This window comes from Actinoplanes cyaneus, assembly GCF_016862095.1.
GTDB classification, from domain to species: domain Bacteria; phylum Actinomycetota; class Actinomycetes; order Mycobacteriales; family Micromonosporaceae; genus Actinoplanes; species Actinoplanes cyaneus.
Genome location: NZ_BOMH01000004.1, coordinates 173172 through 192281, shown reverse-complemented (window position 1 = coordinate 192281; position 19110 = coordinate 173172). Strand labels below are relative to the sequence as shown.

At 72.5% G+C, this 19110-nt stretch carries 14 protein-coding genes; 9 read left to right on the top strand and 5 right to left on the bottom strand.

Features of this window, described 5'->3' with window-relative positions:
• The first annotated feature begins 66 nt into the window (after positions 1 to 66).
• The 3 genes from Acy02nite_RS03515 to Acy02nite_RS03505 all read left to right on the top strand — a co-directional run bounded on the left by Acy02nite_RS03515 (position 67) and on the right by Acy02nite_RS03505 (position 2570).
• A complete protein-coding gene (locus tag Acy02nite_RS03515; RefSeq protein WP_203738304.1) occupies positions 67 to 1167 on the top strand; it encodes a sensor histidine kinase in 1101 nt (366 codons plus the stop codon).
• A complete protein-coding gene (locus Acy02nite_RS03510; RefSeq protein WP_203738303.1) occupies positions 1164 to 1814 on the top strand; it encodes a response regulator in 651 nt (216 codons plus the stop codon). The genes Acy02nite_RS03515 and Acy02nite_RS03510 overlap by 4 nt, the downstream gene beginning before the upstream one ends.
• Before the next feature lie 96 nt (positions 1815 to 1910).
• Entirely contained in the window at positions 1911 to 2570 is a 660-nt protein-coding gene (locus Acy02nite_RS03505; protein ID WP_203738302.1) for a DUF2306 domain-containing protein, read from the top strand.
• 71 nt (positions 2571 to 2641) lie between these two features.
• Here Acy02nite_RS03505 and Acy02nite_RS03500 read toward each other — a convergent pair whose 3' ends face one another.
• On the bottom strand, positions 2642 to 5575 hold the full coding sequence (locus Acy02nite_RS03500; protein WP_203738301.1) for a glycine--tRNA ligase: 2934 nt from the start codon (positions 5573 to 5575) through the stop codon (positions 2642 to 2644).
• 257 nt (positions 5576 to 5832) lie between these two features.
• Here Acy02nite_RS03500 and Acy02nite_RS03495 point away from each other — a divergent pair, with 257 nt between their 5' ends.
• Positions 5833 to 6975: an acyl-CoA dehydrogenase family protein gene (locus Acy02nite_RS03495; protein ID WP_203738300.1), complete on the top strand. Its 1143-nt coding sequence runs from the start codon at positions 5833 to 5835 to the stop codon at positions 6973 to 6975.
• A gap of 755 nt (positions 6976 to 7730) precedes the next feature.
• Here the strand turns inward: Acy02nite_RS03495 and Acy02nite_RS03490 are convergent.
• Complete coding sequence (locus Acy02nite_RS03490) at positions 7731 to 8411, bottom strand: HAD family hydrolase (RefSeq protein ID WP_203738299.1); 681 nt, start codon at positions 8409 to 8411, stop codon at positions 7731 to 7733.
• Positions 8412 to 8496: 85 nt separating this feature from the next.
• Complete coding sequence (locus tag Acy02nite_RS03485) at positions 8497 to 9009, bottom strand: hypothetical protein (RefSeq protein ID WP_203738298.1); 513 nt, start codon at positions 9007 to 9009, stop codon at positions 8497 to 8499.
• A gap of 147 nt (positions 9010 to 9156) precedes the next feature.
• On the opposite strand from Acy02nite_RS03485, the gene Acy02nite_RS03480 reads away from it, so the two are divergent.
• From Acy02nite_RS03480 to Acy02nite_RS03470, 3 genes are all read left to right on the top strand, one after another.
• Positions 9157 to 10680, top strand: coding sequence for a sensor domain-containing diguanylate cyclase (locus Acy02nite_RS03480; RefSeq protein WP_203738297.1), 1524 nt, complete (start codon positions 9157 to 9159; stop codon positions 10678 to 10680).
• Positions 10681 to 10866: 186 nt separating this feature from the next.
• Positions 10867 to 12639, top strand: a complete 1773-nt coding sequence (locus Acy02nite_RS03475) for a glycoside hydrolase family 6 protein (protein ID WP_203738296.1) — start codon at positions 10867 to 10869, stop codon at positions 12637 to 12639.
• A gap of 189 nt (positions 12640 to 12828) precedes the next feature.
• Positions 12829 to 13569, top strand: coding sequence for a PP2C family protein-serine/threonine phosphatase (locus Acy02nite_RS03470; protein ID WP_239174152.1), 741 nt, complete (start codon positions 12829 to 12831; stop codon positions 13567 to 13569).
• 327 nt (positions 13570 to 13896) lie between these two features.
• On the opposite strand, the gene Acy02nite_RS03465 is transcribed toward Acy02nite_RS03470, so the two are convergent.
• A complete protein-coding gene (locus Acy02nite_RS03465) occupies positions 13897 to 14490 on the bottom strand; it encodes a DUF3455 domain-containing protein (protein ID WP_203738294.1) in 594 nt (197 codons plus the stop codon).
• Positions 14491 to 14603: 113 nt separating this feature from the next.
• Positions 14604 to 15401: a hypothetical protein gene (locus Acy02nite_RS03460; RefSeq protein WP_203738293.1), complete on the bottom strand. Its 798-nt coding sequence runs from the start codon at positions 15399 to 15401 to the stop codon at positions 14604 to 14606.
• 376 nt (positions 15402 to 15777) lie between these two features.
• On the opposite strand from Acy02nite_RS03460, the gene Acy02nite_RS03455 reads away from it, so the two are divergent.
• A complete protein-coding gene (locus Acy02nite_RS03455) occupies positions 15778 to 17541 on the top strand; it encodes a translation initiation factor III (protein ID WP_203738292.1) in 1764 nt (587 codons plus the stop codon).
• Positions 17538 to 19016 (top strand): NADH-quinone oxidoreductase subunit NuoF family protein, encoded by a 1479-nt coding sequence (locus Acy02nite_RS03450; protein ID WP_203738291.1) that lies wholly within the window; start codon positions 17538 to 17540, stop codon positions 19014 to 19016. The genes Acy02nite_RS03455 and Acy02nite_RS03450 overlap by 4 nt, the downstream gene beginning before the upstream one ends.
• The last annotated feature ends 94 nt before the right edge of the window (positions 19017 to 19110 follow it).

The following is a 19110-nucleotide window of genomic DNA, read 5'->3' as shown; positions in this document are numbered from 1 at the left end:
GCCGGTCACCTTAGGGTCTGCCCGGCGGATCACCCAGAGCTGCGCCGGCGCTCGTACCATCAGGGCGTGCCCGGCTCCCTGCGCTCGCTGCTCGCGGAACCGCGCCCACCCGGCGCCCCGCCCCTGGGCCCGCGGGACTGGGCGCTGGCCGCGGCGTGCGCGCTCCTGGCCGTACTGGAAGGAATCGTTCGTCGCGATCTTCCGGGCGGGGCGGTCGCGCCGGTGCTCGCGGTCGTGCTCGTCCCGACGCTGCTGATCCGGCGCAGCCGGCCGCTGCTCGCGGTGAGCGTCGCGTTCGGCGCCACCCTGGTCGCGCCGGTCCTCACCGGCAACGTCCCGCCGGAGGAGTACGCGCTGGGCTACCTGCTGCTCCTGCTCTACGCGCTGTTCCGCTGGGGCTCCGGCCGGGAGGCCGCGCTCGGGCTCGCGGTGGTCGTCGTCAAGCAGCTGGTGTCGTTCGGGCTCGGGCAGGTCGGCGCGAGTGACACGGCCGGCGGGACGGTGCTCGCGCTGGCCGTGCTGGCGATCGGCGCGGCGGTCCGGTTCCGGAGCGGTGCGCGGGCCCGCGAGCTGGAGCAGGTCCGGCTCCGGGAACGCGAGCGCCTGGCCCGGGACCTGCACGACACGGTGGCGCACCACGTCTCCGCGATGGCGATCCGCGCGCAGGCGGGCCTGGCCACGGCCGGTGCGCATCCGGACGCGGCGACCGACGCGCTGCGCCTGATCGAGAGCGAGGCCAAGCAGGCGCTGACCGAGATGCGCACGGTCATCCGGGCGCTGCGCACGGACGAGCCGGGCACGCCGAACCTCGCCGACCTGCCCGGTCTCAGCGCCGGCGCGGGGCCGGAGGTCGCCATCGAGGTCGGCGGTGACCTGGGCGCGGTTCCTCCCGCGGTGGGCGCCGCGATCTACCGGATCGCTCAGGAGGCGGTCACCAACGCGCGGCGGCACGCGCGCGGCGCGACCCGCATCATGGTGCTGGTGAAGTCCGAAGAAGATCAGGTGCGGCTGTTGGTCACCGACGACGGCGTGACGGTGAAGGACAAACCGATTTCCGGGTACGGTGTCAGCGGCATGCACGAGCGCGCGGAACTGCTCGGCGGCACGTGCACGGCCGGCCCCGGCGCCGAGCGCGGCTGGCACGTGGAGGCGGTGCTGCCGGCGTGACCGTGCGGGTGCTGGTCGCCGACGATCAGGAGATCGTCCGTACCGGATTGACCATGATCCTGAATGCCCAGCCGGGCATCACGGTGGTCGGTGAGGCGGCGAACGGTCACCAGGCCGTCGAGCTGGCCCGTCGCCTGCGCCCGGACGTGTGCCTGCTCGACATCCGGATGCCGGGCGTCGACGGCATCCAGGCCACCCGGGAGCTCGCCGGGCCGGGGGTCGCCGACCCGATCGCCGTCGTCGTGATCACCACGTTCGACCTCGACGAGCACGTGTACGGGGCGTTGCGCGCCGGCGCCCGCGGATTCCTGCTCAAGGAGGCCGGGGCGGAGCTGCTCGGGCAGGCCGTCCGGGCGGCGGCCGCCGGCGACGCGCTGATCGCGCCGGTGGTGACCGCGCGGCTGCTCAGGACGTTCGCCCGCAACGGCTCGCCCGGGCCGCCGCGGCAGCCGGCCGAGGCGCTGACCGAGCGGGAGGAGCAGGTGCTCCTGGCCGTCGCCGGTGGACGGACGAACAGCGAGATCGCCGCCGGCCTGCACATCAGCCTCAGCACCGTGAAGACGCACGTGGCCGGCCTGATGGCCAAGCTCGGTGCGCGGAACCGGGTGGAGATCGCCATCTGGGCATACGAGAGCGGGCGGCGGTAACCGGCCGGAAGTACGGTTCCCGGACCCTTCCAAAGTACGGTGCGGACCGGTCTTCGGACCGGTGTGGCAGGCCCGCGCGGCAAGCACCATCGACGCATGACGACGAACACGGTCCGTCCGCGGCGCACCGCCTGGCGGATCCCGGCAGCGCTGATCGCCCTGAGCCTGGTGCCCTCGATCGCCGGGGTCGCCCGGCTCGGGCAGCTCGCCACGAACGCGCCGGTCACCGCGGAGAACGCGCGCTTCTTCGACATGCCGCTGCCGGTCGTCGCGCACATCGTCGCCGCGATCCTCTACAGCGTGCTCGGGGCGTTCCAGTTCGCCCCGGCGTTCCGGCGGCGCCGGCCGCGCTGGCACCGGGTCGCCGGCCGGATTCTGGTCGCGGCCGGGGTGATCCTCGCGGTCAGCGGCCTGTGGATGGCGGTCTTCTACGACGTGCCGCCGGTCGACGGCGCGGTCGTGGAGATCGAGCGGCTGATCGTCGGGACCGCGATGCTCACGTCGCTGGTCCTGGCCGTGGCGGCGATCCGCCGGCGGGAGATCGCGACCCACCGGGCCTGGATGATCCGGGCCTACGCGCTGGCTCTCGGCGCCGGCACGCAGGTCTTCACCCACCTGCCGTTCGCCGTCGCCGGCGTGACCCCGGGGGTGAGCGGTCGCGCGGCCGCGATGGCGGCTGGCTGGATCATCAACCTCGCCGTCGCCGAGTGGATCATCCGTGGCCGCCCGGGCCTCCGCGCTCCCCGCCCGGCGTGACGCGGGCCGCCCGGGCCTCCGCGCTCCCCGCCCGGCGTGACGCGATGAGCCGGGCGGAGAGCAGGCGGGGCTCAGAGCCGCAGCTGCGGCCAGTCGAGCAGGCCCTCGCCGAGATCCCGGACCGCGGCGAGCAGCCCGAGCCGGGCCGCCCGCAGCTCCGGGTCCTCAGCCATCACCAGCACGTCGTCGAAGAACGTGTCGACCGGCCCGACCAGCCCGGCGGTCGCCGCCACGAACTGCGGGAGGTCCGGGGTGGCCGGCAGGGTCACGCCGCTGACCGCCTCGTGCAGCGCCAGCTCGGCCGGCTCCTTGAGGACGCTCACGTCGTAACCGGCGGGCGTCCCGTCCGGCACGATGCGCCGCGCCCGCTGGATCGCCGCGGCGACCGCGGTGAACCCCGGGTCGCCGACAGCGGTCGTGAGCTGCCCCAGCAGGGTGTCGGCGACCGACGGCCGGGCGAAGTGCGGCAGCACCGCCCGCACCCGGTCCACCGGCTGGCCCTCCTCGGTCAGCGCCTGCTCCAGGCGCTTCGCCAGGAAGTCGCCGACCGCCGCGAGCACCTCCGCGGAGACCGGCACCGGCTGCGTGGCCAGCGCCAGCGCGTCGACGAGCGACAGGGAGGCGAACTCCGGCGTCGACCGGTGCACCGCCAGCAGCCCGAGCACCGCCCGCCGGACGGCGAACGGGTCGCTCGACCCGGTCGGCAACCCGACCGTCGCGGCCAGGCCGGCCACCAGGTCGAGCCGGTCCGCCAGGGAGAGCAGAGCGCCCGGCAGGGTCCGTGGCAGCGAGTCGCCGGTGTTGCGCGGCAGCTCCGCCTCGAACACCGCCTCGGCGACCGCCCGGGACTCCCCGGCGCGCACCGCGTAATCGCGCGCCATCACCCCGGCCAGGCTGGTCATCTCGGTCACCAGCTGCGACCCGAGGTCGAACTTGACCAGCTCGGCGGCGCGCGTCAGAGTCGGGGACGAGAGCCCGAGCCGCTCACCCAGGGTGAGGGCCAGCGCGGCGATCCTGCCCGCCCGGTCGGCCATCGAGCCGAGCTTGTCGGTGAACGTGAGCCGGGTCAGCCGGGCCTTCATGTCGGCGAGCGGCGTGTCCAGGTCGGCGCGGTAGAAGAAGCGCGCGTCCTCGTAACGGGCGCGCAGTACCGCCTCGTTCCCGGCGCGGACCAGCTCGACGTCGACCGGCCCGTTCGCCACGGTGACGAACATCGGCAGCAGCTTGCCGTCCTCGTCGCGTACCGGCAGGTAACGCTGGTGCTTGCGCATCACCGTGGTCAGCACCGCGTCGGGCAGCGTCAGGTAACCCTCGTCGAACGTGCCGAGCAGCGGCAGCGGCTGCTCCACCAGGTCGGTGATCTGGTCGATCAGCGCTGCCTCGCCCGCCACGTCCACCCGCCCGTCGGGGTAGACGAGGTCCTGCGCGCCGATCACGATCAGCTCGCGGCGGTCCTCGTGGTCGGCGACGATGCCGTTGACGCCGAGCGTCTCCAGGAAGGTCTCGGCCGACGCGATGTCGACCACCGGCGGGTTCGCGGTGCGCAGCAGCCGGGTCTGCCGGCCAGCGGCCAGCGTGGAGACCGTGACCGGCACCACGTCGTCGCCCCAGAGCGCGGTCAGCCAGCGCAGCGGGCGGCTGAAAGCCAGCTTCGGGTCGTTCCACCGCATGTTCTTGGCGGCCCGCAGCCCGCCCGCGACCTTCGCCAGCACCTCGGCGAGCACCTGCGGCGCGTCCCGCCCGGTCTCCTGCTTGCGCAGCACGTAGTGCTCGGCGCCGTTGATCTCCTCGGTCGCCAGCTCGTCGGCGGTGACGCCGTGCCCGCGCGCGAAACCCTCGACGGCCTTGGCCGGGGCCTGCGTCTTCGGGCCGCGCACGGTCCGCACGTGGTCCTCCTCGCGCGCCGCCACCTCCGGCACGACAGCGATCAGGCGGCGCGGCGTCCCGAAGACCCGGACGTCCCCGTGCGCCAGCCGCGTCCCGGCCAGCCCCTCGGTGACCAGCCGCAGGACCTGCTCCCGGGCGTTGCGCAACTCGGCCGGCGGCAGCTCCTCGGTGCCGATCTCGAAGACCAGCGTGCGCGGCCGGTCACCGGTCTGCACGGTCGACGCGGGCCGGGCCGGCGCCTTGTCGGCGACCAGGCCGAGCGGATGGTCGAGCTCCGCGCGCCGGGACACCCACAGCTTGGCGACCTCACCGGCGAGCCGGCGCATCCGGCCGAACTCGGCGGCCCGCTCGGCGGTGGAGACCGCGCCGCGCGAGTCGAGCACGTTGAACGCCTGCGAGCACTTCAGCACGTAGCTGTGGGCGGGCACCGGCAGCCCCGCGTCGATCATCCGCTGCGCCTCACCGGCGTAGAGGTCGAGCAGCTTGCGGTTCGCCTCGATGTCGGCGTCGTCGAGGTAGTAACGGGACATCTCGTACTCTGCCTGGCCGAAGACCTCGCCGTAACTGACGCCCGGCGCGTACTCGATCTCCTTGAAGTGCTGCTTGTCCTGCAGCGCCATGATGATCCGCTCGATGCCGTACGTGATCTCCACGGACACCGGGTCGAGGTTGATCCCACCGGCCTGCTGGAAGTAGGTGAACTGGGTGATCTCCAGCCCGTCCAGCCACACCTCCCAGCCCAGGCCCCAGGCGCCGAGCGCGGGCGATGCCCAGTTGTCCTCGACGAACCGCACGTCGTGCGCGCCCACGTCGATCCCGATCGCGGCCAGGCTGCCGAGGTAGAGCTCCTGCGGGTTGCCCGGGTCCGGCTTCAGGATCACCTGCAGCTGGGTGTGGGTCTGCAGCCGGTTCGGGTTCTCGCCGTACCGCGAGTCGTCGGGGCGCACCGACGGCTCGACGTAGACGACCCGCCACGGCTCGGGACCGAGCACGCGCAGGAAGGTGGCCGGGTTCAGGGTGCCCGCTCCGACCTCGGTGTTCATCGGCTGGACGATCAGAGCGCCGTGCTCCGTCCAGTAAGCCGTCAACCGGGCCAGAGCCTCCTGCATGGTGAGCATGCCGGGAAGTCTAGGGGGCGCCCCTCGACGCACGGTAAGCGATTACTTCCGGCGAGTCCGTCACCACACCAAGATCAAATGCTTTCCTTTCCTCTGTCCGCCGTGGTCCCTCGCCGTCGCTCCCGCGGGGACCCTTGCGATCCGGGCAGGGCGCGGGGCGCCCAGAACGCCCGGATCACAAGGGCGGCCTCCGCGGGTGGGCACGGTTACCCCGGAAAAGCACTTAACTTTCCACCTTCCGGGGAATGTAGGCAGCCATGCTCGCCGGAGATCTATACGCGTTTCAGGGACTGCTGTCCGACGACGAGGCCGCGACCGTGCAGCGGGTCCGCGACTTCCTCGAGGCCGAGGTCGTGCCGATCGCCAACGACTACTGGGCGCGGGCCGAGTTCCCGTCGCAGCTGGTCAAACGGTTCGCCGGGCTGGAACTGGCCGGGCGCGAGCGATCCTCGCTGCTCAACGGCTGGCTCGCGCTGGAGATGGCGCGCGCCGACGCGTCGATGGCCACGTTCTACGGCGTGCACGCCGGGCTCGCCATGGGCAGCATCCAGACCTGCGGCTCGCCTGAGCAGCGGGAGCGCTGGCTGCCCGCGATGGCCGCGTTCGATCAGATCGGGGCGTTCGCCCTGACCGAGCCGACCGGTGGCTCCGACGTCGCCGCCGGGCTGCGCACCACCGCCCGCCGGGAGGGCGACACCTGGGTGCTCGACGGGCAGAAACGCTGGATCGGCAACGCCACCTTCGCCGACCTCGTCGTGGTCTGGGCCCGGGACGTCGAGGACAACCAGGTCAAGGGCTTCGTGGTGCCCGGCGACGCGCCCGGCTTCACCGCCACCAAGATCGAGAACAAGATTGCGCTGCGGATCGTGCAGAACGCCGACCTCACGCTCACCGGCGTGCGCGTGCCCGAGACCGACCGCCTGCAGAACGCGAACTCGTTCAAGGACACCGCCAAGATCCTGCGCCAGACTCGCAGCGGCGTGGCGTGGGAGGCGGTCGGGGTGATGCTCGCCGCCTACGAGATCGCGCTGAAGTACGCGGGCGAGCGGGAGCAGTTCGGCCGTCCGATCGCGAAGTTCCAGCTCGTCCAGGACCTGCTCGTGCGGATGGTCGGCAACGTGACCGGCGCGCTCGGCATGTGCGTGCGGCTGGCCCAGCTGCAGGACGCCGGGCAGTACCGGGACGAGCACTCGGCACTGGCCAAGGCGTACTGCACGACCCGGATGCGCGAGGTCGTCGGCTGGGCGCGCGAGCTGCTGGCCGGCAACGGCATCGTCCTGGACTACGACATCGGCCGCTTCGTCGCGGACGCCGAGGCCCTCTACTCCTACGAGGGCACCCGCGAGATCAACACCTTGATCGTCGGCCGAGCCGTAACCGGCCACAGCGCCTTCGTCTGACCCACCACCGCCGCAGCCCCCTCGTCTGGCCCACCACCGCCGCAGCGCCCACGTCTGGCCCACCACCAGCCGCAGCGCCCACGTCTGACCACGCCCACCGGGCAGTCCGCGCGGGTGGACGCCCCGTCTGCGGGGTTGGGCGTTCCGCTCGCGGGGTTGGGTGCCCCGTCCGCGCGGGTCAGGCGCCCCGCACCCGCCCGTCCGCCTGGCCGGCCGCGCCGACCGGCGCCGCGAGCTACGCCGTGGTCCGGCGCGGGCGCGGGCGCGGCCTTCCGGCTGGTGCTCATGGGCGTTATCCGGCCCGGATAACGCCCATGAGCACCAGCCGGAACCGCAAGCCGCGTCGCAACCTCGCCTGTCGCTGATGTCGCGGTCTCGGCTGGCGCTGGTGGTTGTCAGGAGCCCGGATAACGACCGTGAGTGCCAGCTGGGGCGGGAACCCGCGCGGCGAGCCTGCCCATCACGGTGCGCGCGGGTGCGGCTGGTGCTGGTGGTTGTTATGAGGGACGAATAGCGACCACCAGCACCACTTGGGACCTTGGCCGCGCGGTGGCCGGGAGTGGTCGCGGCATCGCGTGCGGGATCCGCGGGTGCCGGGTGCCGGAGTCCCGGCCGTGACCGGGTCTTGTGCTCTGACCGTGCCCCGCCACGGAGGCCGCCCTTGGGATGCGAGCGTTCTGGCCGCGCCAGCGGCCTGCTCGGATCGCAAGGGTCCCCGCGGGAGCGACGGTTCGGACCACAGCGGAGCGGGGACCTCAGGAATTTGATCTTGATTTGGATCTGGTGGCCCGGGCCAGGACCTCGGACAGGATCGTCGTGGCGGCGCTGGGGAGCAGCACGTCGGCGTGGGCGTAACGGGCCTCCGGCGTGAACGCGTTGGGGATCGCGACGCAACGCAACCCCGCCGCCTGGGCCGCTTCGACGCCGTGCGGGCTGTCCTCGAAGGCGACGGCCCGTGAGGCGTCGAGGCCGAGCCGGGCCAGCGCCAGGCGGTAGACCGCCGGGTCGGGTTTGTGCGCGGCGACCTCGTCACCGCAGGCCACGACCTCGAAGCGGGACAGGTCGCCGGTGCGGGCCAGGTGCGCGCGGACCCAAGCGGAGCCGGAGCTGCTGGCCACGGCGAGCCGCAACCCCTGACGGGTGGCCTCGCCGAGCCAGGCGGCGATGCCGGGGGACAGGCCCAGCCCGGCGTGGACCCGCTCGCGGTACGCCGTCCGCCGCGCGTGGCTGGCCGCGCGGTCGAAGCTCGCGCCGACGGCCGCGGCGAGCGCGGCGTAACGGGCCTCGCTCACGTCACCGCCGTGGTCGGCGAAGAACCCGGTCTCGTCCAGCTCCAGGCCGTGCTGCCGCCACTCCCAGCGCCAGCTGTCGAGCAGCGTGGTCTCGGTGTCCATCAGCAGACCGTCGAAGTCGAAGATCAGCGCCTCGATCGCCACCGACGAAGTATCGCCGTCGACGAAGTGCGGCCACCGGCGGGGTGCCCCACCGGCGGGGGTATCGCCACCGGCGGAGTACCGGCGATCAGCGGGGCGGATCGAGGCGGCGGGGGACACAGTGCGACGCGGGCACCGTCCGGCACCAGGAGGTCACGGCGGCCTGGTCGGCGAAGTCACCCAGCGCGACGGTCAGCCAGCTGCCCACCTCGCCCTCGGGGTGCCGCAGGTCGGTGCTGCGGAGCAGGAGCACCGGATGTTCGTCGCTGGCCAGGAGGCGCCGTAACCGCTGGTGCTCGGCGAGGGCGACGGCCGCGGCGGCGCGCGTGTCGGCGAGCTCGGCCGCGTACTGCCCGGTCAGGTCGAGGGTCGCCAGGTCGTCGCGGTGGGTGAACTCCAGCGCGGCCTGTGGACCGGACGCGTCGGGCCACGGCTCGGGTCGCAGGCCGAGACCGGTGTGCGGCGCGGCTGCGGGGGCGAGCGACGCGCCGGCGGGCGCGCGGCTGACCCGGGACAGGGCGACGGCGGCCACGGCGGCCGACAGGAAGAACGTGACCGCGGCGACGGTCACGGTTGTCCGGTACGCGGTCACAGCGCTCACCTCGCCCACGACGGTAACCGCCCACCGAGTGGAGGACCAGGACATACGGCGTTTTCAGTCGCACGGGAACCGGGCCGCACCCGAACTGCGACCACGCACACCGCCGCCCCGGCTCAACCCGGTCCCGCAACTGCCGAACCTGGGGCCATGAGCGTGGGCACCGGATTGCACACCGCCGGATCTTTGACCGAGGGTCCCGGCGGCATCGCCGTGGAGCCGGATCGGCAGGTGCTGCTGCTGGCGGAACTGGTCGGCTTCATGACCAAGGACACTCCGTCGGTGCAGCACGTGCTCGATCTGATGACCCCGCACCTGCGGGAGATCGCCGGGTTGACCGCCGCCACGGTCTTCGAGCTGGACTCGGAGAGCGGGCTGATGGCCGCGACCGCGCAGTTCGGCGAGCCGGGCCGGCGTGACCAGCTGGTCGCCGGCAAGGTGTTCCGCGCCGCGGCCGGTGGTCCGCCGGTGGTCAGCGGGCAGCAGATGGCGATCCGGCTGCGCATCGGCGGCCAGACCGTCGGCGTGCTGCTGCTGACCGGGGAGGCGCTGGCCGAGCTGCGGCCGGAGACCACCTCGACGATCGCGCTGCACTTCGCCACCACGCTGCAGGGGCTGTTCGCGGAGAAGGCCCGCCAGTTCGTGGCGCACACCAGCGCGACGATCCAGGAGCTGTTCGAGAAGGGCATGACCGCGGGCAGCGTGGAGGAGGCGGCGGAGCTGCTGACCCACTCGTGCGCCACGGCGTTCCGCACCGAGCACGCGGGCCTGCAGCTGATCGACAACGACGGGCGCATCCGGTACGTCTACGGCGTCGGCTGCCCCGACGAGCGCCTCGACCAGCTGCGGTCGAACCTGGTCGGCAGCCCCGCGATCGAGTCGCCCATCTGGCGCACCGCGATCGAGTCGGGTGAGCCGGTGCTGGTCGGCAACGTGTCGATGACGAAGACCCGGGCGGGTGGCATGGCGCAGACACTCGGGCTGGGCTCGTTCATCGCGATGCCGTTGATGACCGGGTTCGGGCCGGTCGGCATGGTGATGTGCGGCAACTCGTCGGGCACGCGGGAGTGGAGCGGGCGGGACCGGATCCTGGCCCAGCAGCTCGCCGCCGAGGGTGCGCTGATCATGGACAGCGCCCGGATGCGCCAGGCCAACCAGCAGCACATGCAGGAGCTGACCCGGCAGGCGTTCCACGACTCGCTGACCGGTCTGCCGAACCGCAAGGCGTTGCTGGACCGCGGGGAGCAGGCGGTGGAGATCGCCATGGCGACCGGCACCCGGATGGCGCTGCTGCTGCTCGACCTGAACGGGTTCAAGCAGGTGAACGACACGATCGGGCACCACGCCGGTGACGTGCTGCTGCAACTGGTGGCCAGGCGCCTGGAGGACCTGATCCACAAGCCGGACATGGTCGCGCGGCTCGGCGGCGACGAGTTCTCGGTGCTGGTCACCGCGAACCCGGACGATGACGGCGCGGTCCGGGTCGGCGAGCGGATCTGCGAGCGGCTGCGTGAGCCGTTCGAGATCGACGGCCGGCCGGTGCGGATCGGGGCGAGCATCGGTGTCGCGCTGTTCCCGCGGCACGCGATCGAGTTCGGCGCGCTGATGAAGGACGCGGACGCTTCGATGTACGAGGCCAAACGCGGTGGCGGGGGAGTACATCTGACCGCGTGAGCGCAGGACGGTGACCAGGGCTCGGCCTCACGGCCGGGCCCTGTTGCGTTTCTGTTTCCGGATCATTGCGCTGGGAGCGCTCCCATGTAATGCTGGGCTGGTCGGCCAACGATCCCCACCGATGTTTCGGCCGTCGCTCCCATTGGCGCTGATCACTGGCGCCGCCGCACGTCTCGAGGAGTCCTGATGAGACCCATCTCCACCCGCGCCCGGGCGCTCACGGCTGCCGCCGCCGTGAGCGTCGTGGCCGGTGCCGGCGCGGTCGCGATGTCGACCGAAGCCAGCGCGGCCGCCGGCTGTCGCGTCGACTATTCGGTGAACCAGTGGTCGACCGGCTTCACCGGCAACGTGACCGTCACCAACCTCGGTGAAGCGATCTCCGGCGGATGGAACCTGACCTGGGCCTGGTCCGGGAATCAGACGATCACGCAGGGCTGGAGCGCCACCATCACCCAGTCCGGGGCGAACGTCACCGCGGCGAACCCGTCGTGGGCGGCCTCGCTCGGCACCGGCGCCACCGCCAACTTCGGCTTCAACGCGAACTACTCGGGGACGAACACCGCTCCCGCGACGTTCAAGCTGAACGGCACCGCCTGCACCGGCACCGTCCCGTCCGGCTCGGCCTCGCCGTCGGCCTCGGTGTCCACCTCGCCGTCGACCTCGGTCAGCCCGTCGGTCAGCCCCTCGACCTCGACGAACCCGGGCGTGAAGGTCGACAACCCGTACGCGGGGGCCAAGGGCTACGTCAACCCGGAGTGGAAGGCGAAGGCCGACGCCGAGCCCGGCGGCAGCCGCATCTCCAGCAACCCGACCGCCGTCTGGCTGGACCGGATCGCCGCGATCGAGGGCACCGACAGCAGCAGCTCGAACGGCTCGATGGGCGTCCGTGACCACCTGGACGCCGCGCTCGCCCAGGGCGCCGGCTACATCCAGTTCGTGATCTACAACCTGCCCGGCCGCGACTGCGCCGCGCTCGCCTCCAACGGTGAGCTCGGGCCGAACGACCTGCCGCGGTACAAGAGCGAGTACATCGATCCGATCGCCGCGATCGAGGCCGACGCGAAGTACAAGAACCTGCGGATCATCAACATCGTCGAGATCGACTCGCTGCCGAACCTCGTCACCAACACCTCCGGCCAGGCCGGCGGCACGGCGATGTGCGACACGATGAAGGCCAACGGCGGGTACGTCCAGGGCATCGGTTACGCCCTGAACAAGCTCGGCGCCCTGAGCAACAGCTACAACTACGTGGACGCCGCCCACCACGGCTGGATCGGCTGGGACTCGAACTTCGGCCCGACCGCCGACATCATGCTGGAGGCCGCGAAGGCGTCCGGCAGCGTCAACAACGTCACCGGCTTCATCACCAACACCGCCAACTACTCGGCGCTGCGGGAGCCGTACATCCAGCCGAGCGTCACGGTCGGCGGCCAGAGCATCCGCCAGTCCAAGTGGATCGACTGGAACCAGTACAGCGACGAGCTGACGTTCGCCCAGGCGTTCCGCACCAAGCTGGTCTCGATCGGCTTCAACAACAACATCGGCATGCTGATCGACACGTCCCGCAACGGCTGGGGCGGCTCGGCCCGGCCCACCGCGGCCAGCACGTCCACCAACGTCGACACCTACGTCAACGAGTCGCGGATCGACCGCCGCATCCACGCCGGCAACTGGTGCAACCAGTCCGGTGCGGGCATCGGCGAGCGGCCCAAGGCGGCTCCGGAGGCCGGCATCGACGCCTACGTCTGGGTCAAGCCCCCGGGCGAGTCGGACGGCTCCTCGACCCTCATCCCGAACGACGAGGGCAAGGGCTTCGACCGGATGTGCGACCCGACCTACACCGGTAACGCCCGCAACGGCAACAGCATGAGCGGCGCCCTGCCGAACGCGCCGATCTCCGGCGCCTGGTTCTCGGCGCAGTTCCAGCAACTGATGACGAACGCCTACCCGGCGCTCTGATCAGCTGAAAGACCGGACCCCCGCCCCGTTCATGCCCGGGGCGGGGGTTCCTTTCCGTCGTCCTCCGGCCGACCGGTCACCAGCCCGTGGTGCTCCGGCCGGCCGCGAGTCACGCCCGGCTCGCCCCGGTGGCCTCCGTCCCGCATGATGGCTGCGGCGGCAGACGGTGCCGGCTCGACAGGGGGAGACGTGAGCGGCGAGACCGCATGGCGGATCGGGGAACGCACGCTGCGGGGCGCGGCCGGGAGCGTGACCGGCAACCGTTACGACCGCAACTACGACGTGCTGCACCTCGACGGTGACCGGCCGCTCGCGATCATCGCCGACGGGATGGGCGCGGGGGAGGGCAGCGCGGCCGCGGGCCGGCTCGCCGTCGACACCTTCGCGAGGGAGCACACCGGTCCCTCCCCGGCCGCGCTGCGAGCCGCTGTCGATCAAGTGCATTCCGCCGTACGGCGTAGATCCCGCACCCTGGACGGCCTGACCGGCTGCACCCTGACCGCCCTGACCGGGGCCGGCGACGACGGCGAGGCGGCCGTGCGGATCACCCAGCTCGGCGACTCGCGGGCGTACCGTCTCCGCGGTGGCCTGCTGGAACTGCTCACCGTCGACCACACGGTCGCCTGGCTCGGCCTGGTCCACGGCTGGTATGCGGCGTCCGACGCCCGGGCGCACGCCGACGGCTACCGCCTCACCCGGTACGCCGGTCACCCGGACCACCCGGCCCCCGACGTCCTGGACGTCGCGCTCCTGCCCGGTGACCGGCTGCTGCTGTGCACGGATGGGGTGTCGGGGCAGCTCGACTACCAGACCCTGTCCCGCCTGCTGGCCGCCGGGACCCCGGCCGCCGTGGTCCGTGCCCTGCTCGACGCCACGCTGACCGCGGGCGGCCAGGACAACGCCACCGCCATAGCCCTGACCGTCACCTGACCGGTCCCGGCCACGCTGAGCGCGGGGCGGTCAGGGCAACGCCACGGCACAGCCCTGGCCGCCTGAGCGGGCACCAGCCGGAAGAGTGACGCGCGCCGCCGGCTCGACCGGGCGGCCTGGCCGCGAACGCGCGGGCTCGGGGCCGCTGCAGCTCCAGGCGGATGGTGTTGTCCGCGCCGTTCGCGGTGTGCGCGGCGAAGAGCGGCCGCCCGTGCGGCATCGCCGCCGAGCCCAGCGTCGCGGTGGCGTGCGGCGGGGCCGATGGCTCACGGGAACGGCTTCCGGATCACCGTGACACCGGCGACGGCGATACCGGCGGGCGCGCGCCTACGGGGACGGCTTCTTGGTGAAGAAGCGGAAGACGGCTCGGAACGGGACCGCCACCGGGTCGTTGCCGCCGCAGGACTTCGACGGGGCGACGCCGCCCTGCAGGTCGATGCGCTGGATGTAGGTGACCGCGCCGAACAGGCCGCCGCCGCGGTTGCCGGTGGCCTTGTAGAGCAGTTGGGACGTGTCGGGCGCGGTGATCGGGTCGGTGCCCTGGACCATCGAGCCGTCCTGGTCGGAGACCCACGCCGGGCCGCGGAAGTGGACGGCGGTCACCTTGCGGACCGGGCTCATCGTGACGCCGGTCAGCGACGCGGCCGGCTCCAGCGGCTGCCACATGCTGCGTTTGCACTCGTAGATCTGCACGCCGCGGGCCTTGAGCACGGCGTGCAGCACGTTGCCGGCCGGCGGCTGGAGGGCCGCCGGGATCTGCGGCACGCCACCCAGGAAGCTCTCCTCCTGGGTGGAGGCCGGGCGGGAGGCCGGCTCCGGCGCCCGCTGGTCGGTGCCGGCGAACGACACGCCGGCCGGCACGGCGACGGTGACCAGGGCGAGCGCGCCGACCGCGCCCGAGATTCTGGCGGTACGAGCCACGAGGTCCTCCCCTATGGACGGTGACGTTGTGGATCACGGTAAAGGCACCGTAGACCCCAAAACGCCCGTCAGGGCGGAAATCACCCAGAAGGAGAGGGGATGGACCGCGCGGTTCACGGCATCGTGTAGAAACCGGTCGGCAGCGTCCCGGCCTCGCGGCGCGCCTCCTTCGTCCGCGCGCGCAGTCGCAGTAGGAGCAGCAGGCCGAGGAAGAAGAACACACCGCCGACGATCAGGCCCGGGCCGAGCAGGTTGCTCTGACCGGCGGAGGCCGGGACGAGCGCGGTGGCGCTGGTGGTGTTCACCGGGGGCTTGACGGCCGCCTCGGTCGGCTCGTCCTCCGCCTCCTCCTCGGTGGGTTCCGCCGAGGGGGAAGCCGTGGTGCGGCTCGGCTTCGGCGTGGGCGAGGCGGTGGCGACCTTCGTGGTCACCTCGGTCGTCGCGGTGTTCGAGGTCAGCTGCGTGTTCACGGCGTCCGCCGCGCGGACCTCGAGGCCGACCTCGCCGCCGTCGTTGCCGCTGACGCGCAGCTGCCACTTGCCGGTGACGGTGCGGTTGCGGCACAGCGTGCCCGGGTCGAGCTGCTGGTCGACGATGGTCGCGGTGTCGCCGTTCACGCTGACCTGGGTCGGGAACTCGCCGGAGTCCTCGACCCGGGTGACCCCGATCCGGTTCAGCGGGACCTCGCCGCCGCGGACCACCAGCGTCCAGCGCACCTTGCGGCAGCGCGCCTGGTCCGAGGTGGCGACCGCGGTCACCGTCTTGGCGTTGCCGCCGGCCTGGAACGTGGCGGGTGCGGTGATGCTGAGCGCGAACCCCGGCACGTCGGCCCGGGCCGGCGCGGTCAGGCTGCTCGCGCCGAGCGCGGCCCCGGCGAGCGTGGCCGCGAACAGCGCGGTGAGATGCCGCACGTCGATCCCCCTTCTCGTACGTTCCCTTCACCAGTAAGTTCGCCCAGCCGGGCCGAATGGTTCACCGGGTGGCGGCGGTCACTCCATGGCGCACCTTATTTCTTGCTTAAGAACCCGGGGAAAACGTCATTCCCGCAGCTCAGGTGGCATGTGCGAACGGTAGCGACGCGATCACTTAAAAGAGTCGCCCAGAAATTTCGCACGCGTTCATCCGAAGCCCCGTCCGCCACGTAATCCGGGGAGGACACGGCCGGGGCATCGCAGGGGAAAGCAACGCCGCGGACGGGTCCGGGAGAACTTGAGCACGGGGCGTTCCCCACGAACGCCGGCGTCCCACCGCCCACGGGACGTGACCGTTGCGGAAAACGAGGAGTCAATGGCCCGGTCGAAGAACAAAGAAGGCGCCGCGAGTAGGGTCGCGGTCGACATCGGCTCCACCGGCAGCCGTTCCGTGCCCCCGGGAGCGGTTGTCCTGCTGGTGGTCTGCGTCCTGGCGGCAGTCTGGGCGGTCGCGATGATGACCGCGCCCGGCCGCGTGGGATACGTCTACTTCTTCATGTACGCGGAGTACTACATGGGTGTTCTCACCCTTGTGTCGCTCTCGATCACCATCATGGTCGGCCTGGTCTCGACCGACCGCCTGGTCCTCACCATCAGGCAGCGCGTCCTTCTGCAGTCCACCCACCGGACCACGGGCGTGATGGCGATCGCGTCACTCGCCTTCCACCTGTGGACCAAGACCGTCGAGTCCCACATCCGGGTCATCGACATCTTCATCCCGTTCATCACGCCGACCAACACGCTGTACATCGGCCTGGGACAGCTCTCCGGCTACATCATGGTGCTGGTGATGTGGAGCGGGCTGGCGCGGGCCCGGTTCATCGGCCGCGGCAAGCCGTGGATGTGGCGCGCGATCCACTCGGTGTCGTACCTGATGTGGCCGATCGCCCTGGTCCACGGCCTCAGCGCCGGCCGCGCCGCGGCGACCTGGGTGATCGTCAGCTACGTCGTCTGCGTCCTGCTCGTGCTCATCGGCCTCGCCGTCCGGCTCTCGGTCAGCCTCAACCGCCGCAAGGACTTCGCGTCCCCGGCCGGGGTCGGCGCGGCCAAGCCGAGCACCAGCGCGGTGGTGCCCACCACCAGCGCCCCGCGCAACCGGTGGGGTGGTGGCGGCGGCCGTGACCGCGAGCAGCTCGGCGCCGACCTGGTGCAGGCCGCTCCGCCGGTGAGCAGCTGGGTGCCGGCCGCGGCCCCGCCGGCCGTCGCGCCGATCAGCCCGGCCGTGGCGCCGATGATGCCCGAGCCCGAGCCGGAGCCGCGCGGGATGCGTGAGATGCGTGAGCTGGAGGCTCCGGCACCGGCCCCGCGTCAGCGCCGCTCGGACGAGGACCGTTTCGACGAGCCGACCCGCGCGGTGTCGCGCCGCGACTTCGACGACGACCGGTACGAGGAGCCGGTCCCGCGCTCCCGCCGCCGCGACGAGGAGTACTACGACGACGGGCCGCGCCCGCGTGGCCGCCGGTTCGCCGACGACGAGGTGGTGGAGGAGCCGCGCCCGCGCCGGTCCCGCACCTCGATGGAGGACACCGGCACGCGGCTGCGCCCCGACGAGACCGGTACCCGGATGCGCCGTGACGAGCTGACCGAGACGGGCACGCGGATGCGCCGTGACGAGCCGGCCGACACGGGCGCCCGGATGCGGCGTGACGAGCTCGCCGAGACCGGCACCCGGATGCGGCGTGACGAGCTGACCGAGACGGGCACCCGGATGCGGCTGGAGGACAGCCAGACCCGCATGCGCCGGTACGCCGCCGACGACGACTACTACGAGGACGACCGGTCCCGTGGTGGCCGCCGCCGCGCCGAGGACGACGAGCCCCCCCGCTACGACGACGTCCCGCGGCAGCGCACCCCGCGCTACGACGAGGACGACGAGCCGCGCAGCGGTGGACGCCGCCGCGCCGACGACGGCCGGCACAGCCGCAGCCAGTTCGTCGACCTGGCCGACGGGCAGTACGCGGACGACGACACCCTGGTCGACGCCCGCCGCTCCCGCCGCGCCGCCGCCGAGGCCCCGCGCGGCCGTGGCCGCGACGACGACGAGTCCTACTTCTCGCAGCTGCGTGGTGACCGGAATTGAGTACCGCACAGGTTCCCCCCGTCACGTCGATCGGCGTCCCGCGGATCACCGCGGGCTACGACGAGTACGGCCGGCTCGACCTCGCCGCGCACCAGGAGGTGCACGGCGGGTTCGCGGCCCTGTCCTCCGGTGAGCTGATCGGCCTCACCGACCGCATCGAGCTGCGCGGACGCGGCGGCGCGGGCTTCCCGTTCGCCCGCAAGGTGCGCGCCGTGATCGACTCCTGCAAGCGTCAGGACCTGCCCCCGGTGATCGTGGTCAACGCCACCGAGGGTGAGCCGCCGTCCTGGAAGGACAAGGCGATCCTGACCCGCAGCCCGCACCTCATCCTGGACGGCGCGGCGCTCGCCGCCGCCGCCCTGGACGCCGAGGAGATCGTCATCGGCGTGGCCGACGACGGCATCGGGCAGAACTCGCTGATGGCCGCCCTGGCCGAGCGGAAGATGCCGTGCCCGACCCGGATCGTGACGGTCCCGCACCGGTTCATCTCCGGTGAGGGTGGCGCGCTGGTCCGCGGCATCAACGGCGAGGCGCACATCCCGCCCGGCCGCAAGGTCCGGTCCAGCGACAACGGCGTGATGGGGCTGCCGACGCTGCTCTCCAACGCCGAGACGTACTCACAGCTGGCGATCGCGGCCCGGCTCGGGCCGTGGGAGTACAACTCGGTCGGCATCCCGGAGGAGCCGGGCACCGTCATGCTGACCGTCGGCGGCGCGTCCAGCGCACCGGCCGTGGTCGAGGCGCCCAGCGGCACCCCGCTGATGGACGTGCTCACCATGTGCGGCGCGGACATCGGCCCGGGCCTGCTGGTCGGCGGTTACCACGGCAAGTGGATCACCGCGGAGCAGGCGCAGACCGTGACGATCTCCCGCAAGGGGTTCGCCAAGGTCGGCGGCACGCTCGGCGCCGGCATGCTGATCCCGATCGGCTCCAAGACGTGCGCGCTCGGCGAGGTCGCCCAGGTCGTGCAGTACCTGGCCGGTGAGTCGGCCGGCCAGTGCGGCCCGTGCCGGCTCGGCCTGCCCGACCTGGCCCGCGCGGTCACCCTGGTGTCGCTCGGCGGCTCCGCGCTGGAGCAGGTGCGCCAGGCCGCCGGTCTGGTCAAGGGCCGGGGCGCGTGCAGCCACCCGGACGGCACGTCACGGTTCGCGCTCTCCGCGCTCGAGGTGTTCCACAAGGACGTCGAGGCGCACGCCAACGGGGAGGGCTGCGGCAAGCAGACCAAGGGCATCCTGCCGCTGCCCTACACCGCCGAGCGAGGGGCCAGGAAGCTGGCACTGGACTGGTCGCGGTGCGACGGGCACGGGCTCTGCTCGGCGGTCGCCCCGGAGATCATCCGGCTGGACCACAACGGCTTCCCGGCGTTCCCGCAGACGCCGCTGCCGCCGTGGCTCGAGGACGGCGCCCGCAAGGCGGTCAACGTGTGCCCGGCGCTCGCCCTGCGCCTGATCGACCCGGCCACGGCCGCGCACTGACGATCGTCGGCCGGCGGTCCACCCGGACCGCCGGCCACGGCGAGGCGTCAGCGGGGTGCCGGGTGGACACCGCCGCGCGTGGGGCGGCCCCACG

Bases quoted from the DNA above. Each gene is read 5' to 3' on its own strand.
- Acy02nite_RS03505 (WP_203738302.1), top strand. From the start codon at position 1,911: ATGACGACGAACACGGTCCGTCCGCGGCGCACCGCCTGGCGGATCCCG.
- Acy02nite_RS03500 (WP_203738301.1), bottom strand. From the start codon at position 5,575: ATGCTCACCATGCAGGAGGCTCTGGCCCGGTTGACGGCTTACTGGACG.
- Acy02nite_RS03495 (WP_203738300.1), top strand. From the start codon at position 5,833: ATGCTCGCCGGAGATCTATACGCGTTTCAGGGACTGCTGTCCGACGAC.
- Acy02nite_RS03480 (WP_203738297.1), top strand. From the start codon at position 9,157: ATGAGCGTGGGCACCGGATTGCACACCGCCGGATCTTTGACCGAGGGT.
- Acy02nite_RS03475 (WP_203738296.1), top strand. From the start codon at position 10,867: ATGAGACCCATCTCCACCCGCGCCCGGGCGCTCACGGCTGCCGCCGCC.
- Acy02nite_RS03455 (WP_203738292.1), top strand. From the start codon at position 15,778: ATGGCCCGGTCGAAGAACAAAGAAGGCGCCGCGAGTAGGGTCGCGGTC.